The 25,842-nt window shown below is 60.7% G+C and carries 21 protein-coding genes and 4 tRNA genes; 23 read left to right on the forward strand and 2 right to left on the reverse strand.

The window, feature by feature from the left end:
* Positions 1–55: 55 nt before the first annotated feature.
* The 20 genes from leuB (at position 56) to PSH90_RS09720 (ending at position 22,165) form a co-directional block, all read left to right on the forward strand.
* On the forward strand, positions 56–1,138 hold the full coding sequence (gene leuB, locus PSH90_RS09625; protein ID WP_016773933.1) for a 3-isopropylmalate dehydrogenase: 1,083 nt from the start codon (positions 56–58) through the stop codon (positions 1,136–1,138).
* Positions 1,139–1,204: 66 nt separating this feature from the next.
* The gene (gene asd / locus PSH90_RS09630) at positions 1,205–2,317 is read left to right on the forward strand and encodes an aspartate-semialdehyde dehydrogenase (RefSeq protein ID WP_016773934.1); all 1,113 of its coding nucleotides are present in this window, start codon (positions 1,205–1,207) and stop codon (positions 2,315–2,317) included.
* 245 nt (positions 2,318–2,562) lie between these two features.
* Positions 2,563–3,573 carry an aspartate-semialdehyde dehydrogenase gene (locus PSH90_RS09635; protein ID WP_305382593.1) on the forward strand — a complete coding sequence of 337 codons (1,011 nt, stop codon included), beginning with the start codon at positions 2,563–2,565 and terminating at the stop codon, positions 3,571–3,573.
* Between the two features lie 209 nt (positions 3,574–3,782).
* Positions 3,783–6,440, forward strand: a complete 2,658-nt coding sequence (locus tag PSH90_RS09640; RefSeq protein ID WP_305382594.1) for a FimV/HubP family polar landmark protein — start codon at positions 3,783–3,785, stop codon at positions 6,438–6,440.
* Between the two features lie 266 nt (positions 6,441–6,706).
* Positions 6,707–7,531: a tRNA pseudouridine(38-40) synthase TruA gene (gene truA / locus PSH90_RS09645; protein WP_016773937.1), complete on the forward strand. Its 825-nt coding sequence runs from the start codon at positions 6,707–6,709 to the stop codon at positions 7,529–7,531.
* 64 nt (positions 7,532–7,595) lie between these two features.
* A complete protein-coding gene (locus PSH90_RS09650; protein ID WP_095179496.1) occupies positions 7,596–8,228 on the forward strand; it encodes a phosphoribosylanthranilate isomerase in 633 nt (210 codons plus the stop codon).
* A 199-nt stretch (positions 8,229–8,427) separates the two neighbouring features.
* Positions 8,428–9,348, forward strand: coding sequence for an acetyl-CoA carboxylase, carboxyltransferase subunit beta (accD, locus tag PSH90_RS09655; RefSeq protein ID WP_016773939.1), 921 nt, complete (start codon positions 8,428–8,430; stop codon positions 9,346–9,348).
* Positions 9,345–10,652 (forward strand): bifunctional tetrahydrofolate synthase/dihydrofolate synthase, encoded by a 1,308-nt coding sequence (gene folC, locus PSH90_RS09660; RefSeq protein ID WP_305382595.1) that lies wholly within the window; start codon positions 9,345–9,347, stop codon positions 10,650–10,652. Before accD ends, folC begins: the two co-directional genes overlap by 4 nt.
* Entirely contained in the window at positions 10,636–11,295 is a 660-nt protein-coding gene (locus PSH90_RS09665) for an SPOR domain-containing protein (RefSeq protein ID WP_041478538.1), read from the forward strand. The genes folC and PSH90_RS09665 overlap by 17 nt, the downstream gene beginning before the upstream one ends.
* 98 nt (positions 11,296–11,393) lie before the next feature.
* Entirely contained in the window at positions 11,394–11,954 is a 561-nt protein-coding gene (locus PSH90_RS09670) for a CvpA family protein (RefSeq protein ID WP_016773942.1), read from the forward strand.
* 41 nt (positions 11,955–11,995) lie between these two features.
* Positions 11,996–13,501 carry an amidophosphoribosyltransferase gene (gene purF, locus PSH90_RS09675; protein WP_016773943.1) on the forward strand — a complete coding sequence of 502 codons (1,506 nt, stop codon included), beginning with the start codon at positions 11,996–11,998 and terminating at the stop codon, positions 13,499–13,501.
* A 71-nt stretch (positions 13,502–13,572) separates the two neighbouring features.
* Positions 13,573–14,784, forward strand: coding sequence for an O-succinylhomoserine sulfhydrylase (locus PSH90_RS09680; protein WP_056784395.1), 1,212 nt, complete (start codon positions 13,573–13,575; stop codon positions 14,782–14,784).
* Entirely contained in the window at positions 14,781–15,557 is a 777-nt protein-coding gene (locus PSH90_RS09685) for an SDR family oxidoreductase (RefSeq protein WP_252879799.1), read from the forward strand. The genes PSH90_RS09680 and PSH90_RS09685 overlap by 4 nt, the downstream gene beginning before the upstream one ends.
* Positions 15,558–15,723: 166 nt before the next feature.
* Positions 15,724–15,799 (forward strand) — tRNA-Val (locus tag PSH90_RS09690).
* Positions 15,800–15,854: 55 nt separating this feature from the next.
* Positions 15,855–15,931: transfer RNA gene (locus PSH90_RS09695), tRNA-Asp, on the forward strand.
* Between the two features lie 93 nt (positions 15,932–16,024).
* Positions 16,025–16,101: transfer RNA gene (locus tag PSH90_RS09700), tRNA-Asp, on the forward strand.
* 489 nt (positions 16,102–16,590) lie between these two features.
* Positions 16,591–19,422 (forward strand): xanthine dehydrogenase family protein molybdopterin-binding subunit, encoded by a 2,832-nt coding sequence (locus PSH90_RS09705; RefSeq protein ID WP_305382597.1) that lies wholly within the window; start codon positions 16,591–16,593, stop codon positions 19,420–19,422.
* On the forward strand, positions 19,415–19,954 hold the full coding sequence (locus PSH90_RS09710; RefSeq protein WP_305382598.1) for a (2Fe-2S)-binding protein: 540 nt from the start codon (positions 19,415–19,417) through the stop codon (positions 19,952–19,954). The genes PSH90_RS09705 and PSH90_RS09710 overlap by 8 nt, the downstream gene beginning before the upstream one ends.
* Positions 19,955–19,956: 2 nt before the next feature.
* Positions 19,957–21,192 carry a cytochrome c gene (locus PSH90_RS09715; protein ID WP_305382601.1) on the forward strand — a complete coding sequence of 412 codons (1,236 nt, stop codon included), beginning with the start codon at positions 19,957–19,959 and terminating at the stop codon, positions 21,190–21,192.
* 1 nt (position 21,193) lies between these two features.
* Complete coding sequence (locus tag PSH90_RS09720; RefSeq protein WP_305382603.1) at positions 21,194–22,165, forward strand: XdhC family protein; 972 nt, start codon at positions 21,194–21,196, stop codon at positions 22,163–22,165.
* A 129-nt stretch (positions 22,166–22,294) separates the two neighbouring features.
* Here PSH90_RS09720 and PSH90_RS09725 read toward each other — a convergent pair whose 3' ends face one another.
* A complete protein-coding gene (locus tag PSH90_RS09725) occupies positions 22,295–23,578 on the reverse strand; it encodes an FAD-binding oxidoreductase (RefSeq protein ID WP_150635745.1) in 1,284 nt (427 codons plus the stop codon).
* Between the two features lie 183 nt (positions 23,579–23,761).
* Between PSH90_RS09725 and PSH90_RS09730 the strand changes: the two genes are divergently transcribed.
* Positions 23,762–23,838, forward strand: a tRNA-Val gene (locus PSH90_RS09730).
* A 463-nt stretch (positions 23,839–24,301) separates the two neighbouring features.
* A complete protein-coding gene (locus PSH90_RS09735; protein ID WP_305382605.1) occupies positions 24,302–24,757 on the forward strand; it encodes a DUF2214 family protein in 456 nt (151 codons plus the stop codon).
* A 219-nt stretch (positions 24,758–24,976) separates the two neighbouring features.
* Here the strand turns inward: PSH90_RS09735 and csrA are convergent, their stop codons facing one another.
* Positions 24,977–25,171, reverse strand: coding sequence for a carbon storage regulator CsrA (gene csrA, locus PSH90_RS09740; protein WP_003179932.1), 195 nt, complete (start codon positions 25,169–25,171; stop codon positions 24,977–24,979).
* Between the two features lie 250 nt (positions 25,172–25,421).
* Between csrA and PSH90_RS09745 the strand changes: the two genes are divergently transcribed.
* Positions 25,422–25,787 (forward strand): SPOR domain-containing protein, encoded by a 366-nt coding sequence (locus PSH90_RS09745; protein WP_024012401.1) that lies wholly within the window; start codon positions 25,422–25,424, stop codon positions 25,785–25,787.
* Positions 25,788–25,842 lie beyond the last annotated feature (55 nt).

The raw sequence follows: 25,842 nt of genomic DNA on the forward strand, positions 1-25,842 counted from the left end.
GAATTTTTCCCGGCGCGCCGTTCACTGGCGCACCGCTTGAAGACACGAGGAAAGCATGAGCAAGCAAATTCTGATTCTCCCGGGTGACGGTATTGGTCCGGAAATCATGGCCGAAGCGGTCAAGGTGCTGGAATTGGCCAATGACAAGTACAGCCTGGGCTTCGAGCTGAGCCACGACGTGATCGGCGGCGCGGCCATCGACAAGCATGGCGTGCCGCTGGCCGACGAAACCCTTGATCGCGCCCGCGCTGCCGACGCCGTGCTGCTGGGCGCGGTCGGTGGCCCGAAATGGGACACCATCGAGCGTGACATCCGCCCTGAGCGCGGTCTGCTGAAAATCCGCGCGCAACTGGGCCTGTTCGGCAACCTGCGCCCGGCGATCCTCTATCCGCAACTGGCCGACGCGTCGAGCCTGAAACCGGAAATCGTTGCCGGTCTGGACATCCTCATTGTCCGTGAGCTGACCGGCGGCATTTACTTCGGCGCGCCGCGTGGCACCCGTACGCTGGACAACGGCGAGCGTCAGTCCTACGACACGCTGCCGTACAGCGAAAGCGAAATCCGCCGCATCGCCCGTGTCGGTTTCGACATGGCCATGGTTCGTGGCAAGAAGCTCTGCTCGGTGGACAAGGCCAACGTCCTGGCATCCAGCCAGTTGTGGCGCGAAGTGGTCGAGCAAGTGGCCAAGGATTACCCGGAAGTCGAACTGAGCCACATGTACGTCGATAACGCCGCCATGCAGTTGGTGCGCGCACCCAAGCAGTTCGACGTGATCGTCACCGACAACATGTTCGGCGACATCCTGTCTGACGAAGCGTCGATGCTCACCGGTTCGATCGGCATGCTGCCGTCGGCCTCGCTGGATTCCAACAACAAGGGCATGTACGAGCCGTGCCATGGTTCGGCGCCGGACATTGCTGGCAAAGGCATTGCCAACCCGCTGGCGACGATCCTGTCGGTATCGATGATGCTGCGTTACAGCTTCAATCTGCATGACGCTGCCGATGCCATCGAAAAAGCCGTCAGTGTCGTGCTCGATCAGGGCTTGCGCACTGGCGACATCCACTCGGCCGGTTGTACCAAAGTCGGTACGCAGGAAATGGGCGACGCAGTAGTCGCCGCGCTGCGGAATCTGTAATCTCTCGGGCCCGCTGCGAAATTCAATACAAAGCAGCGGCCCACTTTTCAAGAAGGTGTAGTTGCGATGAAACGTGTAGGTCTGATCGGTTGGCGCGGGATGGTCGGTTCCGTGCTCATGCAGCGGATGCTGGAAGAGCAGGATTTCGATCTTATCGAGCCGGTGTTTTTCACCACGTCCAATGTCGGTGGCCAAGGCCCGTCCGTGGGCAAGGACATTGCTCCGCTCAAGGACGCTTACAGCATTGACGAGCTGAAGACCCTCGACGTGATCCTGACCTGCCAGGGCGGCGACTACACCAGCGAAGTATTTCCCAAGCTGCGCGAAGCCGGCTGGCAGGGTTACTGGATCGACGCGGCGTCGAGCCTGCGTATGAACGATGACGCGGTGATCATTCTCGATCCGGTCAACCGCAAGGTCATCGACCAGCAGCTGGACGCGGGCACCAAGAACTACATCGGCGGCAACTGCACCGTCAGCCTGATGCTGATGGGCCTGGGCGGTCTGTTCGAGGCCGGTCTGGTCGAGTGGATGAGCGCCATGACCTATCAGGCGGCCTCCGGTGCCGGCGCGCAGAACATGCGTGAACTGATCAAGCAGATGGGCGCGACCCACGCCGCTGTCGCCGATCAACTGGCCGATCCGGCCAGCGCGATCCTCGACATCGACCGTCGCGTGGCCGAAGCCATGCGCAGCGACGCGTACCCGACCGAAAACTTCGGTGTACCGCTGGCCGGCAGCCTGATCCCATGGATCGACAAGGAGCTGCCGAACGGCCAGAGCCGCGAAGAGTGGAAGGCCCAGGCCGAGACCAACAAGATCCTCGGTCGCTTCAAGAGCCCAATTCCGGTCGACGGCATCTGCGTGCGCATCGGCGCTATGCGCTGCCACAGCCAGGCGCTGACCATCAAGCTGAACAAAGACGTACCGATCGCCGATATCGAAGGGCTGATCAGCCAGCACAACCCTTGGGTCAAGCTGGTACCGAACAACCGCGAGATCAGCATGCAGGAGCTGAGCCCGACCAAGGTCACCGGCACCCTGAATGTACCGGTCGGTCGTCTGCGCAAGCTGAACATGGGCTCGCAATTCGTCGGTGCCTTCACCGTCGGCGACCAGCTGCTGTGGGGCGCGGCCGAACCGCTGCGCCGCATGCTGCGGATCCTGCTCGAGCGTTGATCGCTTGAAGCATTGAAGAAGCCCGTGCCTTGTGAGAGGTGCGGGTTTTTTTATGCCAAGGATTTCTCCGGTGTCTGTACTGCCTTTTTCGCGAGCAGGCTCGCTCCCACATTGAAATGCGGTCCCTGTGGGAGCGAGCCTGCTCGCGAAAGGGCCGGTCCAGCCGCCGCAAATCCTGCAGAAATTGCCTGTGCGCCACCCACCCGGTAAAGTGCCGCTCCCCCCGTTTTGCCAGAGGTAGCTCCATGACCCAGACTTTCGATATCGCCGTTATCGGCGCCACCGGTACTGTCGGCGAAACCCTCGTACAGATTCTCGAAGAACGCGACTTCCCGGTCGGCAACCTGCACCTGTTGGCCAGCAGTGAATCGGCCGGCAGCTCGGTGCTTTTCCGCAACAAAAACGTACGCGTGCGCGAGGTCGACGAGTTCGATTTCAGCAAGGTCAGACTGGTGTTCTTCGCCGCCGGCGCTGCTGTGTCGCTGAGCTACGCCGCTCGCGCCCATGCTGCCGGTTGCTCGTTGATCGACTTGTCCGGCGCCTTGCCCACCGATCAGGCGCCACAAGTGGTGCCCGAGGCCAATGCCGATATTCTCGCCAGTCTGAAAAGCCCATTCCAGGTCAGCAGCCCAAGCCCGTCTGCGACGACGCTTGCGGTGGTGCTGGCGCCGTTGCTCGATCTGCTCGATCTGCAATACGTCAACGTCACCGCCAATCTGGCCGTTTCGGCACAAGGCCGCGAGGCGGTCACCGAGCTCGCGCGGCAGACCGCCGAGCTGCTCAACATGCGTCCGCTGGAACCGACGTTCTTCGACCGGCAGATGGCCTTCAACCTGCTGGCACAAGTCGGTACGCCGGATGCGCAGGGCCACACGCTGCTGGAAAAACGATTGGTTCGAGAGCTGCGCCAGGTTCTGGCAAAACCTTTATTGAAGATTTCTGCCACTTGCGTTCAAGCCCCGGTGTTTTTTGGCGATAGCTTTAGCGTGACCTTGCAGTCAAGCAGCGCTGTCGACCTGGAAAAGGTCAACGCAGCGCTTGAGGCCGCACCGGGCATCGAGCTGGTCGAGGCTGGCGATTATCCGACCGCCGTCGGCGATGCGGTGGGGCAGGACGTGGTCTACGTAGGCCGCGTGCGGACGGGCGTCGACGACCCGGCGGAACTAAATCTTTGGCTGACGTCAGATAACGTACGCAAAGGCGCGGCTCTCAACGCCGTGCAACTGGCTGAGTTGTTGATAAAAGACCTGCTGTAAAAGATACTTGGCAACAATTTGTCGACTGATTCTAGGTGAGCGCTATGCTTGCCCGAAGCGCGTCGATGACGAGTCACCCTCCGGGACTTTCCGGGGCAGCACAGAAATGATCGCGCGCGGCGACCCCCGTCGTCGCGCGCAATGCCTTACGGCAGCGGTATTCAAAAGCTTCTCGCTGGCCGAGGAACGTTCAAACAAAGGATGAGGCTATGGTTCAAGTTCGCAAACTGGTGTTAGCAATAGCGGCCGCCTCGGCGCTGTCCTCCGGTATGGCGCATGCCCTCGGGCTCGGGGAGCTGACCCTGAAGTCGACCCTGAACCAGCCGTTGGTGGCTGAAATCGAGCTGCTCGACGTCAAGGATCTCACCGCCGCCGAGGTGGTGCCGAGCCTGGCTTCCCCTGAAGATTTCGCCAAGGCTGGCGTTGATCGTCAGGCTTTTCTCAATGACCTGACGTTCACCCCGGTACTCAACGCCAGCGGCAAAAGCGTGTTGCGCGTGACCTCGAGCCAACCGCTGTCGGAACCGATGGTGAAGTTCCTCGTGCAGGTGATGTGGCCCAATGGCCGCCTGCTGCGTGATTACAGCGTGCTGCTCGATCCGTCGAAGTTCTCGCCGCAGACCGCAGACGCCGCCGCGCAACCGGCGCCGTCGCAGACCATCACTGCGCCCACCACTGGCGCCACCCATCGCAATCAATACACCACCACGCCGCGCGATACCCTGTGGGAAATCGCCGCGAAGGCGCGCAACGGCGGCTCGGTGCAGCAGACCATGCTGGCGATTCAGGCGCTCAATCCGAATGCCTTTATCGACGGCAACATCAACCGTCTGAAAACCGGCCAGGTGCTGCGTCTGCCGGACCCGGTACAAAGCACAGCGCTGCCGCAGTCGGCTGCCATTGCTGAAGTGGCGGCGCAGAACGAAGCCTGGCGCCAGGGCCGTCGTTACGTAGGCAAGCCTGGCACCGGTCAGCAGCAGCTGGATGCGACCAATCGTGGCCGTGGCAATACCGGTGCAGCGGCCAACACCCAGGACAATCTGAGCCTGGTCTCGGCGGAAAGCGCCAAGCCCGGTGCGAAAGGCCCGGCCGGCGACGCCAAGGCGCTGAGCAACAAACTGGCAATCACTCAGGAAAACCTCGACACGACCCGTCGTGACAACGAGGAACTGAAAAGCCGCATGGCTGATCTGCAGAGCCAGTTGGACAAGCTGCAAAAGCTGATCGAGCTGAAGAACAATCAACTGGCGAAGATGCAGGCCGACGGCGCCGGCGCTGCGCCTGGCGCCACTGCTGCTGTGCCGCCGGTGCCGGCGATCACTGCCGAACTGGCGGCGACCCCGCCAGCCACTCCGGCCGACGCCGCAGCGGCTTCACCGACTCCAGAGTCAGCCATCGCGCCGCCAGCGGAAACCCCGGTTGAGCCGGTCGTCGAGCCGGTGGTCGAAACCACGCCTGCTGCCGCCGATGACGACAAAGCCTTCAATGAACTGCTGACCAATCCGATTCTGCTCGGCCTGATCGGCGGCGGTGCGGTGGTTCTGCTGCTTCTGCTGTTGCTGCTGGCGCGCCGTCGCAAAGCCCAGCAGGAAGCCGAAAAGCACCTGCGCATGGCCCGCGCTCTGGCTGAAGAGCAAGAGTTCTCCGCTGAGCAGGATCTGCCGGAAAGCAGCTTCTCCGGCCTGGAAACCCCGGCAGCCAGCGTCAAGCTCAACACGCCAGCTCCGGCACCTGCGCCAGCCCCTGCACCGGTCGTCACTCCGGTGGTGATGGCTGCGCCGATTGCCGCACCACTGGTGGCCCCGGCCGGCGAACGCTCTGATGATGTGCTCGACAAAGCGCAATCGCACATCAATGCCGGCCGCCTTAATCAGGCCGCTGCGCTGCTGGAAGAGGGCGTCAGCCTTGAGCCGGAACGCAGCGATCTGCGCCTGAAGCTGATGGAAGTCTACGGTCAGCAGGGCGACCGCGATGCGTTCGTTGCGCAAGAGCGTCAACTGGTGGCCAATGGCGATAACTTCGCCAAGGTCGAAGCGCTGAAAAGCCGCTTCCCGGCCATGGCTGTGATCGCTGCCGGTGGGCTGGCAGCTGCCGCCGTCGCTGCCGAACTGGACGCGCAGTACGTCAAGGAATTGCTGCAAGACGAGCCGCAAGCGCCCGAGGCTGCCGCTGACGATCTCGACACCGCGTTCGATTTGAGCCTGGACGACCTCGACAACATCACCCCGGTCGATCCTGCGCCAGCGGTCGAGCCAGAAGCGCCTGTCGAGCTAGACGCGTTTCCTGCCGAAGACGATCTGAGCTTCGCTTCGGTGCTGCAAGAGCAGACCGAGATGAAAGACAATCTCGACGATCTGTCGGACTTCGATCTGGACATGGATCTGGGCGCCGAACCATCGCCGGCCACGTTGGCTGAAGATGACTTCCTGCTGGATCTGGACGACGGCGTGAAGGACTTGCCACCGGTCGAGACGCCGGTAGTTGCTGACGTGCCGCAGGACGACCTGGAGCTGCCAGCCGATTTCGACCTGTCGCTGGCCGACGAAATGGACACCAACCCAGCCGCCGAGCCGGATGCTTTCGCGGCCGAGCTCGACGACGTCAATGCCGAGCTGGATCGCCTGTCGCAAAGCATGGCCGAGCCGAGCTTCACCGAAGCGGACGCTGCGTTGGGCGATGATCTGGGCGAAGACGATTTCGACTTTCTCGCCGGCACCGACGAAGCAGCGACCAAACTCGATCTGGCCCAGGCTTACATCGACATGGGCGACGCTGACGGTGCGCGTGACATCCTCAACGAAGTGTTGACCGAGGGTGACGAGAAGCAGCGGGGCGAGGCCAAGGAAATGCTTTCCAACCTGGCGTAAGTTCAGCGGTAAACAACAAGCGGCAGCCCGGTGGGGCTGCCGTTTTTGTTTGTGTCGGATTCGGCGGTGTTTGATCGATTGCTTTCGCGAGCAGGCTCGCTCCCACAGGGGGGCGCATTGCAAATGTGGGAGCGAGCCTGCTCGCGAAGGGGGCGGTACTGCCGATAGAGAACTCTGGCATCCCCGGCCCACCGCCTTATAATGCCCGCCTTTGCAAATCAGCAGGCTGTCCCACCTTGGCAAACATAGATAACCCGGTCGCCGAAATGGCGCCCGACGGCTTTTACCGCGTCGCGCTGGGCGTTGAGTACAAAGGCTCGCGCTACAGCGGCTGGCAACGGCAGCTGACCGGAGTGGCGACGGTGCAGGAAGAGCTTGAAAAAGCCCTGTCGAAAGTCGCCAATTCGCCGGTTTCCCTGCAATGCGCCGGGCGTACCGATGCCGGCGTGCATGCCTGCGGCCAAGTGGTGCACTTTGACACCCAGGTTGATCGCTCGCTGAAAGCCTGGGTCATGGGCGCCAACATCAATCTGCCCCACGACATCAGCGTCAGTTGGGCCAGGGTCATGCCGGCGCATTTTCATGCGCGCTTCAAAGCCATTGCCCGGCGTTATCGCTATGTGATCTACAACGATCAGATCCGCCCGGCGCACCTCAATGAAGAAATCACCTGGAATCACCGTCCGCTCGACGCCGAGCGCATGGCCGAGGCCGCGCAGTACCTGATCGGTACCCACGATTTCAGCGCGTTCCGGGCCGGTCAGTGCCAGGCAAAGTCGCCGATCAAGAAGATGCATCACCTGCGCGTGACCCGTCACGGCAAGATGATCGTGCTCGACATTCGTGCCAACGCGTTCCTGCATCACATGGTGCGCAATATCGCTGGTGTGCTGATGACCATCGGTGCCGGTGAGCGTCCGGTGGAGTGGATGAAGGAAGTGCTGGAAAGTCGCGAGCGTCGCTCCGGCGGGGTCACGGCGCATCCCTACGGGTTGTATCTGGTGCAGGTCGAGTACCACGACGAATTTCCGTTGCCCGAGCGCTTTATCGGGCCACATTTCCTTACGGGTTTCTCCGAACTTGACGGCTGACGCCCTCGAACGCTTTTGTTACCATCCGGGACGTTTTCGGATTTTGCCTTGAGGTTTTCCTGACATGTCAGCCGTTCGCAGCAAGATCTGCGGCATTACCCGCATCGAAGATGCGCTGGCCGCCGTCGAAGCTGGTGCCGACGCGATCGGCCTGGTGTTTTACGCCAAGAGTCCGCGAGCGGTGAACGTGCAGCAGGCGCGGGCGATCATCAAGGCGCTGCCGCCGTTCGTTACCACCGTGGGGCTGTTCGTCAATGCCAGCCGTTGCGAGCTCGGAGAAATCCTCGATGCGGTGCCGCTGGATCTGCTGCAGTTCCATGGCGACGAAAGTGCGGAGGAGTGTGAAGGCTGGCATCGTCCGTACATCAAAGCGCTGCGGGTCAAGGCGGGTGATGACATTGCTGCTGCCTGCGATGCCTTTCCCGGCGCCAGTGGCGTACTGCTCGACACCTATGTCGAAGGGGTGCCCGGTGGAACCGGCGAGGCGTTTGACTGGTCACTGATTCCGCAACACTTGAGCAAACCGCTGATTCTGGCCGGCGGCCTGACGCCGGAGAACGTTGCCGACGCGGTAGCACGGGTCAAGCCCTACGCGGTGGATGTCAGCGGCGGGGTAGAAGCGAGCAAAGGCATCAAGGATCACCACAGGATTCGCGCATTCATCAACGCGGTGCGCGGCAATACATCGTCGATGTGACGGCTGGCAGTCTGCCGCCGTCCATCAATGCACTTGCACAAAGCAGGCGCGGCTGAGGGTTGCTGAATCGTACGCAGGTCATGTTCCGCGCTGACCGCCACTGTTCGGCAACCATCGCCACACACATGAATTTAGCTCAAGGGCATACGCGGGGCTGCGAACCAGAGCGTTCGGGCCGCCGGTACTGGAGAAAGAAAGCATGAGCAACTGGTTAGTAGACAAACTGATCCCTTCGATCATGCGCTCGGAGGTCAAGAAGAGCTCGGTGCCTGAAGGTCTGTGGCACAAATGCCCGTCCTGCGAGGCGGTGTTGTACCGTCCGGAGCTGGAAAAGACCCTGGACGTTTGCCCCAAGTGCAACCACCACATGCGCATCGGCGCACGTGCGCGCATCGACATCTTCCTCGATCCGGAAGGCCGCAACGAACTGGGCGCTGACCTGGAGCCGGTTGACCGTCTGAAATTCCGCGACGGCAAGAAGTACAAGGACCGCCTGGTCGCTGCGCAGAAGCAGACCGGCGAAAAAGACGCGCTGATCTCGGTCAGCGGTACCCTGCTGGGCATGCCGGTAGTGGTTTCGGCATTCGAATTCAACTTCATGGGCGGTTCCATGGGCGCCATCGTCGGTGAGCGCTTCGTGCGCGCTGCCAACTACGCACTGGAAAACCGCTGCCCGATGATCTGCTTCGCCGCCTCCGGTGGTGCACGCATGCAGGAAGCGCTGATCTCGCTGATGCAGATGGCCAAGACTTCGGCCGTGCTTGCGCGTCTGCGTGAAGAAGGCATTCCGTTCATCTCCGTACTGACCGACCCGGTCTACGGCGGCGTTTCCGCCAGTCTGGCGATGCTTGGCGACGTCATCGTCGGCGAACCGAAAGCCCTGATCGGCTTCGCCGGCCCGCGTGTGATCGAGCAGACCGTGCGCGAGAAACTGCCGGAAGGCTTCCAGCGCAGCGAGTTCCTGCTGGAGCACGGCGCGATCGACATGATCATTCACCGTCAGGAACTGCGTCCGCGTCTGGGTAACCTGCTGGCACAGATGACCGGCAAGCCGACGCCGAAGTTCGTCGCCGCGCCGATCGAACCGATCGTGGTGCCGCCGGTGCCTGCCAACGTATGACCCAGCGCACCCTTGGTGAATGGCTCGCCTACCTTGAGCAGTTGCATCCGTCGGCCATCGACATGGGCCTGGAGCGTTCGCAACAGGTAGCGTCCCGCATGGGGCTGGGCCAGCCGGCGCCTCGGGTGATCACGGTCACCGGCACCAACGGCAAGGGCTCGACCTGCGCGTTCGTGGCTTCATTGCTGCGTGCGCAGGGCCTGAGCGTTGGTGTCTACAATTCTCCGCACCTGCTGCGTTACAACGAGCGGGTGCAGCTCGACGGCGTCGAAGCCACTGACGCGCAGCTCTGCGAAGCCTTTGCTGCGGTCGAGGCGGGCCGCGGCGAGACTTCCCTGACTTACTTCGAAATGGGCACTCTGGCAGCGTTCTGGCTGTTCCAGCAGGCGGCGCTTGACGCTGTGGTGCTTGAAGTCGGGTTGGGCGGGCGTCTGGATACCGTCAATGTAGTCGATGCCGATATTGCGCTGGTCACCAGCATTGGCGTCGATCACGCCGATTATCTGGGCGATACCCGCGAATCCGTGGCCTTCGAGAAGGCCGGAATTTTCCGCCAGGGCAAGCCTGCTCTGTGTGGCGACCTGAATCCTCCGCAACCACTGCTCGACAAGGCGCACGAACTGGCTTGCCCATTCTTTCTGCGTGGACGCGATTTCGATCTCGGCATCACTGACCAACACTGGCAATGGCGCGGCACCGATGCCCTGGGCCAAGTGGTCGAGTTGCGCGACTTGCCGCTGCTCGATCTGCCGATGGAAAACGCCGCGCTGGCGCTGCAAGCCTATCTGCTGACAGGTTTGCCGTGGAATGCCGAACAGATTGTCGCGGCGTTGCAGGCGACGCGCGTGGTTGGGCGCCTCGATCGTCGGTCATTCGAATGGAATGGCAAGCGCCTGAACCTGTTGCTTGATGTTGGTCACAATCCGCATGCCGCTGAATATCTCGCCCGTCGTCTGGCCGCGCGGCCCCCGGCGGGCAAGCGCCTGGCGGTATTCGGCCTGCTGGCGGACAAGGATCTGGATGGTGTTGTTGGCGAATTGAATGCTAGTGTCGCGCATTGGGCTGTCGCGCCGCTGGATTCGCCGCGCGCGCGTCCGGTGGTTGAGCTTGAGGCAGCGCTGCAGAACCTTGGTGCTTCGGTTACGTCTTACGCCAGCGTGGCGGCCGCTCTGGATGGGCAGTGCGCTATAGCAACCAGCGACGACGAGATTCTGTTGTTCGGATCATTTTATTGTGTCGCCGAGGCCCTTGAATGGCTGGCCCGGCGCTCCACGGAGGAAGCGGCAAATGGCTTTGCTGGATAAAGCGTACAAGCAGCGCATGGTTGGCGCGCTGGTGCTGGTGGCGCTGGCGGTGATCTTCCTGCCGATGCTGTTTTCCCGTCAGGACGAGCAGCGTCAGGTGACCGTCGAGGCCCCGGCTGCGCCTCAGCCTTCGGCCATGCCGCAGGTGCAAATTGACCCGGTGGCTGTGCCCGAGCCGCAAGCCTTGCCGCAAGAGCCTGTGCCGACTGACGAAGAAGTCGCTGAAGAAGCGGTGCCTGCGGCCCCGGCTGCACCGGCTGCGCCAGCACCGACCATCCCTGCGCAGATAGCCCGTCCGGCAACGCCGCCACCGGTGGCCAAGCCGATTCCGGCGCCGGCTCAGCCGATCACATCCGCAACCAGCAAGCCTGACACCACGCAGAGCCGCGTCGATGCCAACGGTCTGTCGGTGAGCTGGTCGGTGCAACTGGCCAGTCTGTCGAGCCGCGCCAGCGCCGAGAGCCTGCAGAAGAACCTGCGCAGCCAGGGTTATAACGCCTACATTCGTTCTGCCGATGGCAAGAATCGGGTGTTCGTCGGTCCGCTGATCGAGCGTGCCGAAGCCGATCGTCTGCGTGATCTGCTGAGTCGTCAGCAGAACCTCAAGGGCTTCGTTGTCCGTTTTCAGCCTGAACGTGGCTGAAATCTATCACCTCGATTGAAAAGCACTGACAATCGCAGCTTACCGACAGCCATGCGCTCTGCTAAAATGCGCCGCCTTATCCGTCTGTAGGCTGCACTGTGCCATTTACCTGGGTTGACTGGGCGATCGTTGCAATCATCGCCATCTCCGCTTTGATCAGTCTGAGCCGCGGCTTCGTAAAGGAAGCTTTATCGCTGCTGACCTGGATCATCGCAGGAGCGGTTGCCTGGATGTTTGGTGGCTCACTGTCCGAGTACCTCGCCGGATACATCGAAACCCCATCGGCTCGCGTGATCGCGGGCTGTGCCATCATGTTTGTCGCCACACTGATCGTGGGCGCAATGATCAATTATCTTATCGGCGAGTTGGTTCGCGTCACCGGGTTGTCCGGGACCGATCGATTCCTCGGCATGGCCTTCGGCGCAGCGCGTGGCGTGTTGCTGGTGGTCGTGGCGGTCGGGCTGTTGAGCCTGGGGCCGGTACAGCAGGACGGGTGGTGGAAAGAATCACAGCTCGTGCCCAAGTTTCTATTGGTCGCCGACTGGTCCAAAAACCTGATACTCGGGTGGAGCAGTCAGTGGCTTGCCAGCGGAATCAGCGTACCCGCTGAGATTCCGTTCAAGGAGCAGCTCTTGCCGACGGCGAAAACGCCTCAGTGAGTGCTGTTCAGTTCAGATCCATTAAGTAGGGGTTGCGTCGCATGTGTGGCATCGTCGGTATCGTCGGTAAGTCGAACGTCAATCAGGCGCTGTATGACGCGCTAACCGTGCTCCAGCACCGCGGCCAGGACGCTGCCGGTATCGTGACCAGCCATGATGGCCGGTTGTTCCTGCGCAAGGATAATGGCCTGGTGCGTGACGTGTTCCAGCAGCGTCACATGCAGCGTCTGGTCGGCCACATGGGTATCGGCCACGTCCGTTACCCGACTGCCGGCAGCTCGACGTCGGCCGAAGCCCAGCCGTTCTACGTCAACTCGCCGTACGGCATCACACTGGCGCATAACGGTAACCTGACCAACGTTGAACAGTTGGCCAAAGAGATTTACGAATCCGATCTGCGTCACGTCAACACCAGTTCCGATTCGGAAGTGCTGCTCAACGTATTCGCCCACGAGCTGGCCCAGCGCGGCAAGCTGCAGCCGACCGAAGAAGACGTGTTCGCCGCCGTGACCGACGTGCACAACCGTTGCGTTGGTGGTTACGCCGTTGTGGCGATGGTCACCGGTTACGGCATCGTCGGTTTCCGCGATCCGCACGGCATCCGCCCGATCGTGTTTGGCCAGCGACACACCGACGAAGGCGTCGAGTACATGATCGCCTCGGAAAGCGTTTCGCTGGACGTGCTCGGTTTTACCCTGATTCGCGACCTGGCCCCGGGTGAAGCGGTCTACATCACTGAAGACGGCAAGCTGCACACCCGTCAGTGCGCAACCAACCCGTCGCTGACCCCGTGCATTTTCGAACACGTCTACCTGGCGCGTCCGGACTCGATCATCGACGGCGTGTCGGTTTACAAGGCGCGTCTGCGCATGGGCGAGAAGCTTGCCGAGAAGATCCTGCGCGAGCGCCCTGAACACGATATCGACGTGGTCATCCCGATTCCGGACACCAGCCGTACCGCAGCGCTGGAGCTGGCCAATCACCTGGGCGTGAAATTCCGCGAAGGTTTCGTCAAGAACCGTTACATCGGTCGCACCTTCATCATGCCGGGCCAGGCTGCGCGCAAGAAGTCGGTACGCCAGAAGCTCAATGCCATCGAGCTGGAATTCCGTGGCAAGAACGTCATGCTGGTCGATGACTCGATCGTGCGCGGCACCACCTGCAAGCAGATCATCCAGATGGCCCGCGAAGCTGGCGCGAAAAACGTCTACTTCTGCTCGGCGGCACCTGCGGTGCGCTTCCCGAACGTGTACGGTATCGACATGCCGAGCGCCCACGAACTGATCGCGCACAACCGTTCGACTCAGGACGTGGCCGACCTGATCGGTGCAGACTGGCTGATCTATCAGGATCTGCCTGACTTGATCGAAGCGGTCGGCGGCGGCAAGATCAAGATCGAGCACTTCGATTGCGCAGTGTTTGACGGCAAGTACGTGACCGGTGACGTCGACGAGGCTTACCTGAACAAGATCGAACAGGCGCGCAACGATGCCTCGAAGGTCAAGACCCAGGCAGTCAGTGCGATCATCGATCTGTACAACAACTGAGTTTCCACCGGCCCTGAGGGGCCGGTTTTGTATCTGATATTTATTGTTCGAGAACAGCAAGGAGAGACAGCATGAGTCAGGAATGGGATGCCGGTCGGCTGGACAGCGACCTCGAAGGCGTAGCGTTCGATACCCTGGCCGTCCGTGCCGGTCAGCACCGCACGCCGGAAGGCGAACACGGTGACCCGATGTTCTTCACCTCCAGTTACGTGTTCCGCACCGCTGCCGATGCAGCGGCGCGCTTTGCCGGCGAAGTGCCTGGCAACGTCTATTCGCGCTACACCAACCCGACCGTGCGCGCGTTCGAAGAACGCATTGCCGCGTTGGAGGGCGCCGAGCAAGCCGTCGCCACGGCAACCGGCATGGCCGCGATCATGGCGGTGGTGATGAGCCTGTGCAGTGCTGGCGATCATGTGCTGGTGTCGCGCAGCGTGTTCGGCTCGACCATCAGCCTCTTCGAGAAATACTTCAAACGCTTCGGCGTCGCAGTCGATTACGTCCCGCTGGCCGATCTGTCGGCCTGGGACGCGGCGATCAAGTCCAACACCAAACTGCTTTTTGTCGAGTCGCCGTCCAACCCGTTGGCCGAGCTGGTGGATATCGCCGCCCTGGCTGAAATCGCTCATGCCAAGGGCGCGCAGCTGGTGGTCGACAACTGCTTCTGCACCCCGGCGTTGCAGCAGCCGCTGAAGCTCGGCGCGGACATTGTCGTGCACTCGGCGACCAAGTTCATCGACGGTCAGGGTCGCTGCATGGGCGGCGTTGTCGCCGGTCGCGGTGAGCAGATGAAAGAAGTGGTGGGTTTCCTGCGGACCGCCGGGCCGACCCTCAGCCCGTTCAATGCGTGGATCTTCCTCAAAGGCCTCGAGACCCTCAACCTGCGCATGAAAGCGCATTGCGCCAACGCTCAGGCGCTGGCCGAATGGCTGGAGCAGCAGGACGGCATCGAGAAGGTCCATTACGCCGGTCTGAAGAGCCATCCGCAGCACGAGTTGGCCCAGCGCCAGCAGAAGGGTTTTGGTGCGGTGGTGAGCTTCGAGGTCAAGGGCGGCAAAGAAGGCGCCTGGCGCTTTATCGATGCTACTCGGTTGATTTCGATCACTGCCAATCTCGGCGACAGCAAAACCACGATCACCCATCCAAGCACCACCTCCCACGGCCGTCTGGCGCCGCAGGAGCGTGAAGCAGCGGGGATTCGCGACAGCCTCATCCGCGTCGCGGTTGGTCTGGAAGATGTCGCTGATCTGCAGGCTGACCTGGCGCGCGGTCTGGCGGCATTGTGATCGAGTTGTCCACACCGGCGGCCAATACCCATGGCCGCGTGGCGCTGGTCACTGGCGCTGCACGCGGTATCGGCCTCGGAATTGCCGCCTGGCTGATCAGCGAAGGCTGGCAAGTGGTGCTGACCGATCTTGATCGGGTGCGTGGTTCGAAAGTGGCGAAGGTGCTCGGCGAGAACGCCTGGTTCATCGCCATGGACGTCGCCGAGGAAAATCAGGTCGCACTGGGCGTGGCCGAGGTGCTGGGGCAGTTTGGTCGCCTCGATGCATTGGTCTGCAACGCGGCGGTGGCCGATCCGCACAACATCACTCTGGAAAGCCTCGATCTCGCCTACTGGAATCGGGTGCTGGCGGTGAATCTGAGCGGGCCGATGTTGCTGGCCAAGCACTGTGCGCCTTATCTGCGTGCGCACAACGGTTCGATCGTCAATCTGGCCTCGACCCGTGCGCGACAGTCGGAGGCGGACTCCGAGGCGTATGCGGCGAGCAAGGGGGGGCTGTTGGCGCTGACCCATGCGCTGGCAATCAGCCTTGGGCCGGAAATCCGCGTGAATGCGGTCAGTCCGGGCTGGATCGATGCGCGTGATCCCTCGGTGCGTCGCGCCGAACCGTTGGCCGATGCCGATCACGCCCAGCATCCGGCGGGCAGGGTGGGGACGGTCGAAGACGTGGCGGCGATGGTGGCGTGGTTGCTGTCGCGCAATGCGGGATTTGTCACCGGGCAGGAATTCGTCGTCGATGGCGGCATGACCAAGAAGATGATCTACACGGAATAACAAGCGAAGCCGCGTCCTGTGGGAGCGAGCCTGCTCGCGAATGCGGTCCATCGGTCGATGGCTTCTTCAGGAATGAAGCAATTTCGTCTTTTTCAGAAAAACTCCAATCCTGCTATTGACTTAGCTTCGCCACCTGCGTAAATTTCGCGGCCTCGGAGATGCAAACGGGTGATTAGCTCAGCTGGGAGAGCGTCTGCCTTACAAGCAGAATGTCGGCGGTTCGATCCCGTCATCACCCACCACTCCCGAGAAGCTTGCGCAAGCAAGAGAGTAGGCTGAAAGTGCCTGCACCGACGCGCAGCGGTAGTTCAGTCGGTTAGAATACCGGCCTGTCACGCCGGGGGTCGCGGGTTCGAGTCCCGTCCGCTGCGCCATATTTTACGAGTCAGATTCATCTGATTCGCGATTGCAAGGCACCGAAGCCGGCAATCAAAACGAGTCACTTGAGCGCAAGCTCAAAGCGATACGCAGCGGTAGTTCAGTCGGTTAGAATACCGGCCTGTCACGCCGGGGGTCGCGGGTTCGAGTCCCGTCCGCTGCGCCATATCTGTTTCAAGGACCACTGAACGCCTTGAAGCGCCGAAATCAGCCATTGGCTGAATCGGATCGATAGCAAAGACCCTGGTCGAAAGACCGGGGTTTTTTGTGTCTGAAATTTGGTTATTCCTCTTCCTCTCTCCTTAAGTCCATGCGAATCCCTGTGGGAGCGAGCCTGCTCGCGAAAGCGCCGGCACGTTCAAAATCTGTATTGCCTGGAAAAACGTTTTCGCGAGCAGGCTCGCTCCCACATAGGCACGCTCTGTTATCTCGGCAGATCGGATGCGGTGCTACGTCGCATTGATTTTTTGATTATTTAGTCAGGTTTTTGTAACTGGTTGTTTGCTGTGGGCGCAGAAACCTTTAAAGTTAACCTTTCGGTCAGCTTTGCACTGTCAACACAGCTCTTTGCTTCGCCAGAAAGAGCTTCTGCACGACTCGAGATCCCCAGTAGATAACCACAAGGGCGGACCTATAACCGCCCAGAGGATGATCCATGTCCAACCGTGAAATATCCCGGCGCTCGTTCCTCCAGGGCGGGCTGGTGGCGGGTGTGAGCGTTACGCTTACGCCGCTCAGCAGTCAGGCGCTGGCTGCCTTGATGGAAAACAGCGTCACCGTGCCGTCCGAGAAATGGCTCGGCAATAACGGCAAGGCCCGTCAACGCAACGATGCCTTGTCCAAGGTCTGCGGCAGCAAGGTGTTTGCCCGCGACATCCGCGCCAAGGACATGCCTGGCTGGCCTGAGCAACAGGGCCACGCCATGCTGCTGAAAACCATCAAGGCCGACCGTATCTACGCAGGTTACGACCTGTCGTGGCTCGGCGCTGATCTGCAGCCAGACCGCATCGTTACCGCTGCCGATCTGGACAAGGACGGTATCGTCTTCCCCGAAGAGCACGCGCCTGATCCATTGCTGCCGGAAGGTAAAGTGCCGATGTTCATCGGTCACCCGGTGGCGATCCTGATCTGGAACGATTTCGAGCGTTTCCGTCAGGCCAAGAATCAACTCAAATTCAATGACAAGGCGATTCGTTACGGCGCCAAAGTGCCGTTCTACGAAGGCGATCCCTACGGCAGCTTCCGCTATGTGCGCGTCGGTGGCGCGACCTCGGCGGATGAAGACGAGTTCGCCAGCCTCAAGGATTCGATTCTGTTCCCGATGCTGAAGAACCGCCGTCCAGTGTGGAACGCATCGCCGAACCTGCATGGCAACCTCACCGAGCGCGGTCTGTTCTACGCCGACCGCATGAAGCAGGAGATCGACACGCCGCCAGACAACTGGCTGGTGTTCGATGAGCGCTACAAGACGCCGTCGATCGAACCGGCCGCCCTTGAGCCGGACAACGGCAACGGCTGGTACGACCCGAAAACCAAAACCCTGCATTTCGTCGTGGCGACGCAGTGCCCGCTGGAAGTCGCGACCGAGACTGCGAAGATGATCGGGCCGTCGCGTTTCGGCTTGGCCAACCTGAACATGCACCCGGGCTATACCGTCGGCTATGGCTCCAAAGACCACAACATTTTTGTCTACTATGCAGCCCTGGCCGCGCTGTACGGCGCCGGTGTGCCGGTGCGTCTGGCCAACGACCGCTATGAGCAATTCCAGAGCGGCATCAAGCGTCACCCGTTCGACATCCGCTACCAGTTGGCCGTGGACAAGAATGACTACACCTTCAAGATTTTCCGCGCGGAAATGAGCGTCGACGGCGGCGGTCGGGTCAACTACAGCCCATCGGTGGCAGCGGTTGGCGCCACGGCTGCGCAGTCGATCTACTACATGCCGCAGAACGATCTGCAGGTCACCGCCTATCACTCGCGCGCAGTCGAAGCGGGTTCGATGCGCGGTTACGGCACCCTGCAAAGCATGGCGGCGACCGAAATGATGGTCGACGAAATCGCTAATCGTCTGGGTGTCGACGCCATCGATTTGCGCCGCAGGAATGCACTGCGATCCGGCATGAAAAACACCCAGGGCGCAATCCCGGCCGGTGCACTGCGCCTGCACGAAATTCTCGACAAGGCCTCGGTGCACGAAGTCTGGAAAAACCGCGACACGATCAAGCAACAACGTGAAGCGGCAGACCCGGATAACTGGTACGGCGTCGGTTTCGCCATCTGCCAGAAAGACTTCGGTACCGGCTCCGAAGCGCCGATGGCCAGCATCGAATTCACCGCAGACGGGCGCATCACCCTGCGCCACATCGGTATCGAAATCGGCACCGGCATGTCCACTTCGCAAGCCTTGGTCGTCGCCGATTTCCTCGGCAGCCCGGCGCATGATGTGAAGACCGGCGAAACCGAGTGGCAGGAAATGCAGCTGATCACCAGCGGCAACCCGTACATCATGAGTCAGGCCGAACAGGACAATCTGCTGCGCAACCCGCGCTGGGTCGGCAAGCTGGCGTCGGCGTCTTCGGCGACCAACTCCGCCTATTACTTCAGCCATGCAACCCGTGAGGCCGCGCGCGTGCTGTTCAACCATGGTTTGTGGCCGGCGGCGCTGGAGATATGGCGTCAGGGGCCGTACGGCGGCCAGGCCAACCCTTACGTGGTGCGTCGCGAAGATGCGCATTGGGTCGACGGCAAGCTGACCGCCAACGGCATGCAGCCGCTGAGTTTCGAAGAGCTGGCCAAGCGCGCCCACGAACGCGGGCTGGTGACGGGCGCCACGGTGCACGGTTTCAACCGTTGGAGCTGGGCCGAAGCCGAATACAGCATCGACGGCGTGCGCGAGCGCTTGCCGCTCGACGGTCTGGCGGTGAAATACGGCGATGGCGCGCCACAAGCGAAGAAAGCACAGATGAACAGTGCCGGCTTCCACCTGCTCGATCGGCAGAACGTCAACTACCCGGTAGTCCAACTGAACAACGCTGCCGTGACCTATTACAGCCCGGTTGCCACGTTGGTCGAGCTGAAGGTCAACAAAGGCTCGTCGGAGGTTCAGGTGCTCAACCACCATTCGTGGATCGAGTGCGGTCGCGTGCTGGTTGAAGAGTTGGTCAAGGGCCAGCTCGAAGGCGGTATCGCCATGGGTATTGGTCATGCGCTGATGGAAGAAATGCCGTTGTACGAAGGCGGGCCGGGGGAGGGTGACTGGAACTTCAACCGTTACCGTCTGCCGATGGCCCGTCACGTAGCGGTGTGGAAGCAGACTGCGGAGATCCTGCCGCCGCTGTCGCCGAGCGATCCGTCCAAGGGCATCGCCGAAGTGGTGATGATCCCGATTGTCGGTGCCATCGGTAACGCCGTGGCGCATGCCATCGGCAAACGTGTTCGCGACCTGCCCATCACTGCTGCGCGCATCAAGGAGGCCCTCAATGGCTAACCGTCCGCTTCAACTGACCCTCAATGGTCAATCCGTCGGCCCGGTGGACATCCCTGATGACCTGCCGATGATCGACTATCTGCACGAATACAAAAACCTCACCGGCTCGCGGCTGGGCTGCGGTCAGGGGATCTGCCACGCCTGCGTGGTGATCGTCGATAACCCCGACGGTACCAGCGAAGAAGTGCGCACCTGCATCACCGGCGCGCACTACTTCGAGGGCAAGAAAGTCCGCACCATCGAAGGCCACGCCACTCGCGACGAGCAGGGCCAGGTCACTGAGCTCAATCCGATCCAGCAGCGCTTTGTCGACGAGTTTGCCTTCCAGTGCAGCTACTGCGCGCCAGGCTTCGTCAACGCCGCGACGGTGTTGCTCGAGAAGCTGCAGCGCCAGCCGATCGTCAAAAGTCAGCTGGAACAGGTGATCGAGGACAGCCTCGGCCATCACGTCTGCCGCTGCACCGGGTACGTGCGTTATTACAACGCCACGCGCAACGTGCTGACCGATCTTGGTCTGGTCAAGGAGGGTTGAGCATGAAGCGTTTACTGACCCGCCTGACTTTTGCGGTCGGACTGGCTGCGCCGTTTTTGGCGGTCCACGCCGATGATCAGGTCAAGCGCGGCGAATACCTCGCCCGCGCCGCTGACTGCATGGCCTGCCACACCGCACCGGGTGGCGCGCCCTATGCCGGCGGCCTGCCGATCGTGTCGCCGTTCGGCACGATCTACGGCACCAACATCACCCCGAGCAAAGAGCACGGCATCGGTCTGTACAACGATGACGAGTTCTTCGCTGCGCTGACCGAAGGCAAACGGCGCGACGGTGCGAATCTGTATCCGGCGATGCCGTACACTTCGTATCACCTGATGCCGCGCGCCGATTCCGATGCGATTCACGCGTATCTGAAAACCATCGAGCCGATCGAACGCGCCGCGCCGGTAACCAGCCTGAGCTTTCCGTTCAACGTGCGTCTGGGCCTGACCGGCTGGAACATGCTCTACGGTAAAGACGTCAAGCTGGAGCCGGCCGAAGGCAAAAGTGCGGCGTGGAAGCGCGGCCAGTATATGGTCGATGTGCTCGGCCACTGCGGTGAATGCCACACGCCACGTGGCCTGCCGGGCGCGATGCAAATGGACAAGCGCATGACCGGCGGCATTCTCAATGGTTATCTCGCGCCGAGCCTGCTGGCCACCGACCTGGCCGCGCGCGGCTGGAATCAGCAGGATCTGAGCACGTTTCTGAAGCATGGCATGAGCGCGCAAGGAACGATGTTCAACGAAATGTTCCCGGTGTTTCACAACAGCACTCAAGGTCTGAGCGATGCTGATCTGGCGGCAATGGCGACGTTCCTGCTTGGCGAGCAACCGCCACCAGCCAAAGAGCTCGTCGAAGTACCGCTGGACAAGCTCAGCGCGAGTGCTCAGCGCGGCCGTCAGGAATATCTGAACGTCTGCGCCGGTTGTCACGCGGCTGGCGGTGAAGGCAAACCGCACATCGCAGTGGCCATGCGCGGCAACACCACGTTGCGTCTGGAAGATCCGCGCAACCTGTTGCGAGTGATCGAGGACGGCATCGGCGAACAGAAGTTCTCCGGGTTCGAGCGCATGCAGCCGATGCCGGGGTTTGCTGAAAAGCTCAGTCCTGAGCAATTGACCGATCTGCTCAACTACCTGCGTCAGGGTTGGGGCGGCCAGAGCGCTGAGCTGGCAGTAAGTGAAGTGCAGAAGCTGCAAGCCGACGCGCCGAGCCTCGAGCACAAGGCCCACTGATATGCAGCATCTCGATCTGCAAGTGGTGCGTAAGGCGCTGGAATGGTCGGTGGCCGGGCAGCGAATCTGGCTGTGCACGGTGCTGACCACTTACGGCTCGGCACCGCGCGCGCCGGGTTCGCTGCTCGCGGTGAACGAAGGCGGGCAGTGGATCGGTTCGCTGTCGGGCGGTTGCGTTGAGGAGGATTTTCTTCAGCGCGTTGCCGAAGGTGCGTTTCTCGAAGCAGTAAGCGTCGTGCGTTACGGCGAAGGCGATGATCCGCGCTCGCGGGTCAGTCTGCCTTGCGGTGGCATTCTCGATGTGTTGGTGGAAAAACTTGACGCCGACTGCGCGGTGCAGGCGCATCTGCGTGAACTGGAATCAGCGCTGCTGGGTCAGCGTCGTCTGCTTCGCGAAGTCGATCTGGCCAGCGGTGCTCGCGTTCTGTTGGCTGATCGCGAGCAGGGTGCACGGATCGAGCGTGAGATTGATCGGGTGCGCATCCGTATCGGTGCAGCACAGCGCTTGTTGCTCGCCGGCTACTCCAGTGTGGCGCAGGTCTGTGCCGAGTTCGCGGTAGGACTTGGCTTCGAAGTGATTCTCTGCGATCCGCGCGAGGAGGTGCTGGAAGGTGTGGTGCTCAATGGCGTGGAAATCCGTCGGCAGTTGCCTTCGGTGTTTATTGCCGACGGTGGTTGTCATCGCGATACGGCGGTAGTGGCGTTGACCCACGATCCGCGTATCGATGATCTGGCGATGATGGAGGCGGTGCGCACCAAGGCGTTTTACATCGGTGTGATGGGATCACTGCAGACGTCGCAAAAACGCTTTGAGCGCTTACGTCGCATTGGTGGTTTGAGCGAGGCGCAGCTGGCGCGGATTCATGCGCCGATCGGCCTCAACCTCGGCAGCAAGACACCGGCGGAAATTGCGCTGGCGGTGCTGGCGGATATCCTGCGGATTCGCAGCGGGATCGCTCGGGATCAGCTCTGATCCTAAGCCTTGCTGAATCTACTGTGGCGAGGGGATTTATCCCCGTTGGACTGCGTAGCAGTCCCCTCCTGCTCAAGAGGGGGCGCTTCGCACCCCCAGCGGGGATAAATCCCCTCGCCACAATGGTGTTTATAGGCCGTACTTATCGCGCAGCCCGTAATACCAGGCGCCCAGCGCGGCAAACGGTGTGCGTAGCAGTTGCCCGCCGGGGAAGGGGTAGTGGGGCAGGTCGGCAAAGGCATCGAAACGCTCGGCCTGACCGCGCAACGCTTCGGCGAGGACTTTTCCAGCCAGGTGCGTGTAGGTGACGCCGTGGCCGCTGCAGCCCTGCGAGTAATAGATGTTGTCGCCCAGGCGCCCGACCTGCGGTAAGCGCGAAAGGGTCAGCAGGAAGTTGCCGGTCCAGGCGTAGTCGATCTTCACGTCCTTGAGTTGCGGGAAAGCCTTGAGCATCTTCGGGCGGATGATCGCTTCGATGTTCGCCGGATCGCGAGCGCCGTAGACCACGCCGCCACCGAAGATCAAGCGCTTGTCGGCGGTCAGGCGATAGTAGTCGAGCAGATAGTTGCAGTCTTCCACGCAGTAGTCCTGCGGCAAAAGCGCTTTCGCCAGCTCATCACCCAGCGGCTCGGTGGTGATCACCTGAGTGCCACACGGCATCGATTTGGCCGCCAGTTCCGGCACCAGATTGCCGAGGTAGGCGTTGCCGGCAACGATGATGAACCTGGCCCTGACCTTGCCCTGCGGCGTATGCACAACCGGATTGGCGCCGCGCTCGATGCGCACGGCAGGTGATTGCTCATAGATGGTGCCGCCGAGAGACTCGACTGCCGCTGCTTCACCGAGCGCCAGATTCAGCGGATGGATGTGGCCGCCGCTCATATCGAGCATGCCGCCGACGTACTGATCGCAGCCGACCACTTCGCGGATGCGGCGTTGGTCCATCAATTCCAGCTGGGTGTGGCCAAAGCGTTCCCACAGGCGCTTTTGCGATTCCAGGTGGCCCATTTGTTTGGCGGAAAGGGCGGCGAATACACCGCCATCTTTCAGGTCGCACTGGATGTTGTATCTGGCCACGCGCTCGCGAATGATCCGGCCGCCTTCAAAGGCCATTTCGCCGAGCAGTTGCGCCTGCTTGGGGCCGACCGTGCGTTCGATGACATCAATGTCGCGGCTATAGCTGTTGACGATCTGCCCGCCGTTTCGGCCCGAGGCGCCAAAACCGACTTTCGCCGCTTCCAGCACGGTTACGCGAAAACCGTTCTCCAACAGGAACAGGGCGGACGACAGCCCGGTATACCCGGCGCCGATCACACAGACGTCCGTCTCCACATCATCCTGCAGCACAGGGCGTGGTGGTACGGCATTGGCCGACGCAGCGTAATAAGACTCTGGGTATTGGTTGTTCGCCATCCTGCCGCCTCTGTTTAATATATTTTACGAGTGCGTCGATCCTACCCGAGTTGAAAAACCTCCGCCAGCTACCGAAAAATCTTCGTCGCTGAGGCGAAATTAAATATTTTGCATATTCATAGGGTTAGGTGAAAAAAAGGTGTTGACACCCCTCCGGAATTCCGTAGAATGCCGCCTCACAGCAGGCACGTAGCTCAGTTGGTTAGAGCACCACCTTGACATGGTGGGGGTCGTTGGTTCGAGTCCAATCGCGCCTACCAAACAAAATCCGCTCTGCTGGGCGGTCTGGAAGGGCTCACCGAAAGGTGAGCCCTTTTTTGTTGTCTGCGATTTGCGCAACGCTTGTTCCCGGTCATTTCCGCTTCGCTCTGATCAGCTCTCCATTCATTACTATTTGGGCAAAGTGATCAAGCGCCATTTTGGTGCGTTTTCTACCATTTTGTTGTTGAAAACACCTGAATATCCAAAGGCTTACAGCTATTTTTCTCCAACCGGTTATCGAAAAAGCCTTGTTGCATATTGGGAATTTAAGTAACATCCGTTCCGCGTTCACCACCACGGTTTATGCATTTTTAAATCCCAAGCTTCCATCAGCTGCTTGGGATTTTTTTTGCCTGCGTTTTGGCGTTTGGCATCTGTCTCGCCGTCAGCTCCAAGCGAGGCCCCGCTTTTTCGTCTACTACTGACTGGCCGATTTTCAACTCTTTGTAAGGGGGTGCGTCGATGATGAGTCAGTGGATCCTTGCGGCTGTTCATCTATTCGCGTTTGCCTTGGCTTTCTGGGCGGTACTGACGCGCGGCACAGCGTTCAGCCAGCTCTCGGCGGGCACGGGAGAGCTCAAGCGCGTGCTGCTCGCGGATAACCTCTGGGGGCTTTCAGCTTTGACGCTGCTTATTACCGGAGCGATGCGCGCATTTGGTGGTTACGAGAAAGCCTCCGACTATTACCTGCATCAGCCGCTGTTTCATCTGAAGATGACGCTGTTCTTGCTGATACTACTGATGGAGCTTGCACCGATGATCACGCTGATCAAATGGCGCATCGCATCGTCGCGCGGGGTAGCGCCTGAAGCCGGGCGTGCGAAGTTGTACGCGCGAATCAGTCATGTTGAAGCGCTGCTGCTGATCCTGATGATGGTCGCGGCGACGGGCATGGCGCGTGGGGTGATATTCGCTTAGAAGGCGAAATTCTCCGTGCTCTATCGGAAACGTCCGACAGCCAGCTCCAGGAGTGAAAGGTAATATCGGCGCAAGAAAGGAGGGAGTGACAAGTGAAAGGAGTCAGTGTGCTTCAGGCGCCGTGCCCAGCGGGGTGAAATGCGGATGGCTAAACGGCGCGTGAATCTTTAGCCAGTCTTGCGCGACGGCAATAGGACTGGCTACGTAATGCAAAGTGGCTCAGGGTGTTTGCGGCTTGTCCGGAGCGGTCAGGCCGGCCTGGATGCGTTGGTAAATTTCTTCACGGTGCACTGCCACGTTTTTCGGAGCGTTGATGCCGATGCGGACTTGTTGGCCGCTGACTCCGAGGATGGTGATCGTGATGTCATCACCAATGTTTATGCTTTCACCGACTTTGCGGGTGAGTATCAGCATGGTCTTCTCCTTGATTGCTTTGTAGGGCACCTGATTCAGACAGTGCAGAGGTCGGTGGTATCTATAGATTAGTGCGAAGTCTCACGGTTTGGGTGCCTCTTTCTGACGCGCAGATGCGGCATTAATTCCCAGGGCGTAACTATACAGAGGCTGCAATCATCATTCTCGTTGTTTTGTGCCCATTTTGCGGGGCTCGCGAAGTATTTTTGAATGATAAGATCGCCGCTTTACGAATTCCGAGGGAAGCGTTGTGCGCAAATTGGTTTGGCTGGTAGCGGCACTGGCATTGGCAGGCTGCGGTGAAGGCAAGAATGTAGATGCGCCCAAGCCTGAGACGAAGGTCGCGGCAGCGCCGGCGGCCGCCGCGCCACAGTGGGATCTGGAAGTTCGGGGCGAGACCCCTCAGGCCGTCAGTGACCTGAGCGGCTGGTTGATCGAGCATGCTTTCGTTCCGACAGTCGTCAAGGACGGCAGCGGTAAAACACGAATTCTGATCGGTCCGTTCAATTCCCAGGCTGACGCCGAGGCGCGAAAGGTGCAGGTCGATGCAGCGCTGGTTAAAGCCAAGAAACAAAATATCGAATCGGTGGTGATTGAGCATCCGCTCACGCCATAAGCGAAGCGCCTTCAACACAGATTGAACGCCAGACATGAAAAAGGCCTCGAGCATA

Origin of the sequence: Pseudomonas sp. FP1762, from assembly GCF_030687105.1 — a bacterium.
GTDB classification, from domain to species: Bacteria; Pseudomonadota; Gammaproteobacteria; order Pseudomonadales; family Pseudomonadaceae; genus Aquipseudomonas; species Aquipseudomonas siliginis.

Bases quoted from the DNA above. Each gene is read 5' to 3' on its own strand.
- leuB (WP_016773933.1), top strand. From the start codon at position 56: ATGAGCAAGCAAATTCTGATTCTCCCGGGTGACGGTATTGGTCCGGAA.
- asd (WP_016773934.1), top strand. From the start codon at position 1,205: ATGAAACGTGTAGGTCTGATCGGTTGGCGCGGGATGGTCGGTTCCGTG.
- PSH90_RS09635 (WP_305382593.1), top strand. From the start codon at position 2,563: ATGACCCAGACTTTCGATATCGCCGTTATCGGCGCCACCGGTACTGTC.
- PSH90_RS09640 (WP_305382594.1), top strand. From the start codon at position 3,783: ATGGTTCAAGTTCGCAAACTGGTGTTAGCAATAGCGGCCGCCTCGGCG.
- truA (WP_016773937.1), top strand. From the start codon at position 6,707: ATGGCGCCCGACGGCTTTTACCGCGTCGCGCTGGGCGTTGAGTACAAA.
- PSH90_RS09650 (WP_095179496.1), top strand. From the start codon at position 7,596: ATGTCAGCCGTTCGCAGCAAGATCTGCGGCATTACCCGCATCGAAGAT.
- accD (WP_016773939.1), top strand. From the start codon at position 8,428: ATGAGCAACTGGTTAGTAGACAAACTGATCCCTTCGATCATGCGCTCG.
- folC (WP_305382595.1), top strand. From the start codon at position 9,345: ATGACCCAGCGCACCCTTGGTGAATGGCTCGCCTACCTTGAGCAGTTG.
- PSH90_RS09665 (WP_041478538.1), top strand. From the start codon at position 10,636: ATGGCTTTGCTGGATAAAGCGTACAAGCAGCGCATGGTTGGCGCGCTG.
- purF (WP_016773943.1), top strand. From the start codon at position 11,996: ATGTGTGGCATCGTCGGTATCGTCGGTAAGTCGAACGTCAATCAGGCG.
- PSH90_RS09680 (WP_056784395.1), top strand. From the start codon at position 13,573: ATGAGTCAGGAATGGGATGCCGGTCGGCTGGACAGCGACCTCGAAGGC.
- PSH90_RS09705 (WP_305382597.1), top strand. From the start codon at position 16,591: ATGTCCAACCGTGAAATATCCCGGCGCTCGTTCCTCCAGGGCGGGCTG.
- PSH90_RS09710 (WP_305382598.1), top strand. From the start codon at position 19,415: ATGGCTAACCGTCCGCTTCAACTGACCCTCAATGGTCAATCCGTCGGC.
- PSH90_RS09715 (WP_305382601.1), top strand. From the start codon at position 19,957: ATGAAGCGTTTACTGACCCGCCTGACTTTTGCGGTCGGACTGGCTGCG.
- PSH90_RS09720 (WP_305382603.1), top strand. From the start codon at position 21,194: ATGCAGCATCTCGATCTGCAAGTGGTGCGTAAGGCGCTGGAATGGTCG.
- PSH90_RS09725 (WP_150635745.1), bottom strand. From the start codon at position 23,578: ATGGCGAACAACCAATACCCAGAGTCTTATTACGCTGCGTCGGCCAAT.
- PSH90_RS09735 (WP_305382605.1), top strand. From the start codon at position 24,302: ATGATGAGTCAGTGGATCCTTGCGGCTGTTCATCTATTCGCGTTTGCC.
- csrA (WP_003179932.1), bottom strand. From the start codon at position 25,171: ATGCTGATACTCACCCGCAAAGTCGGTGAAAGCATAAACATTGGTGAT.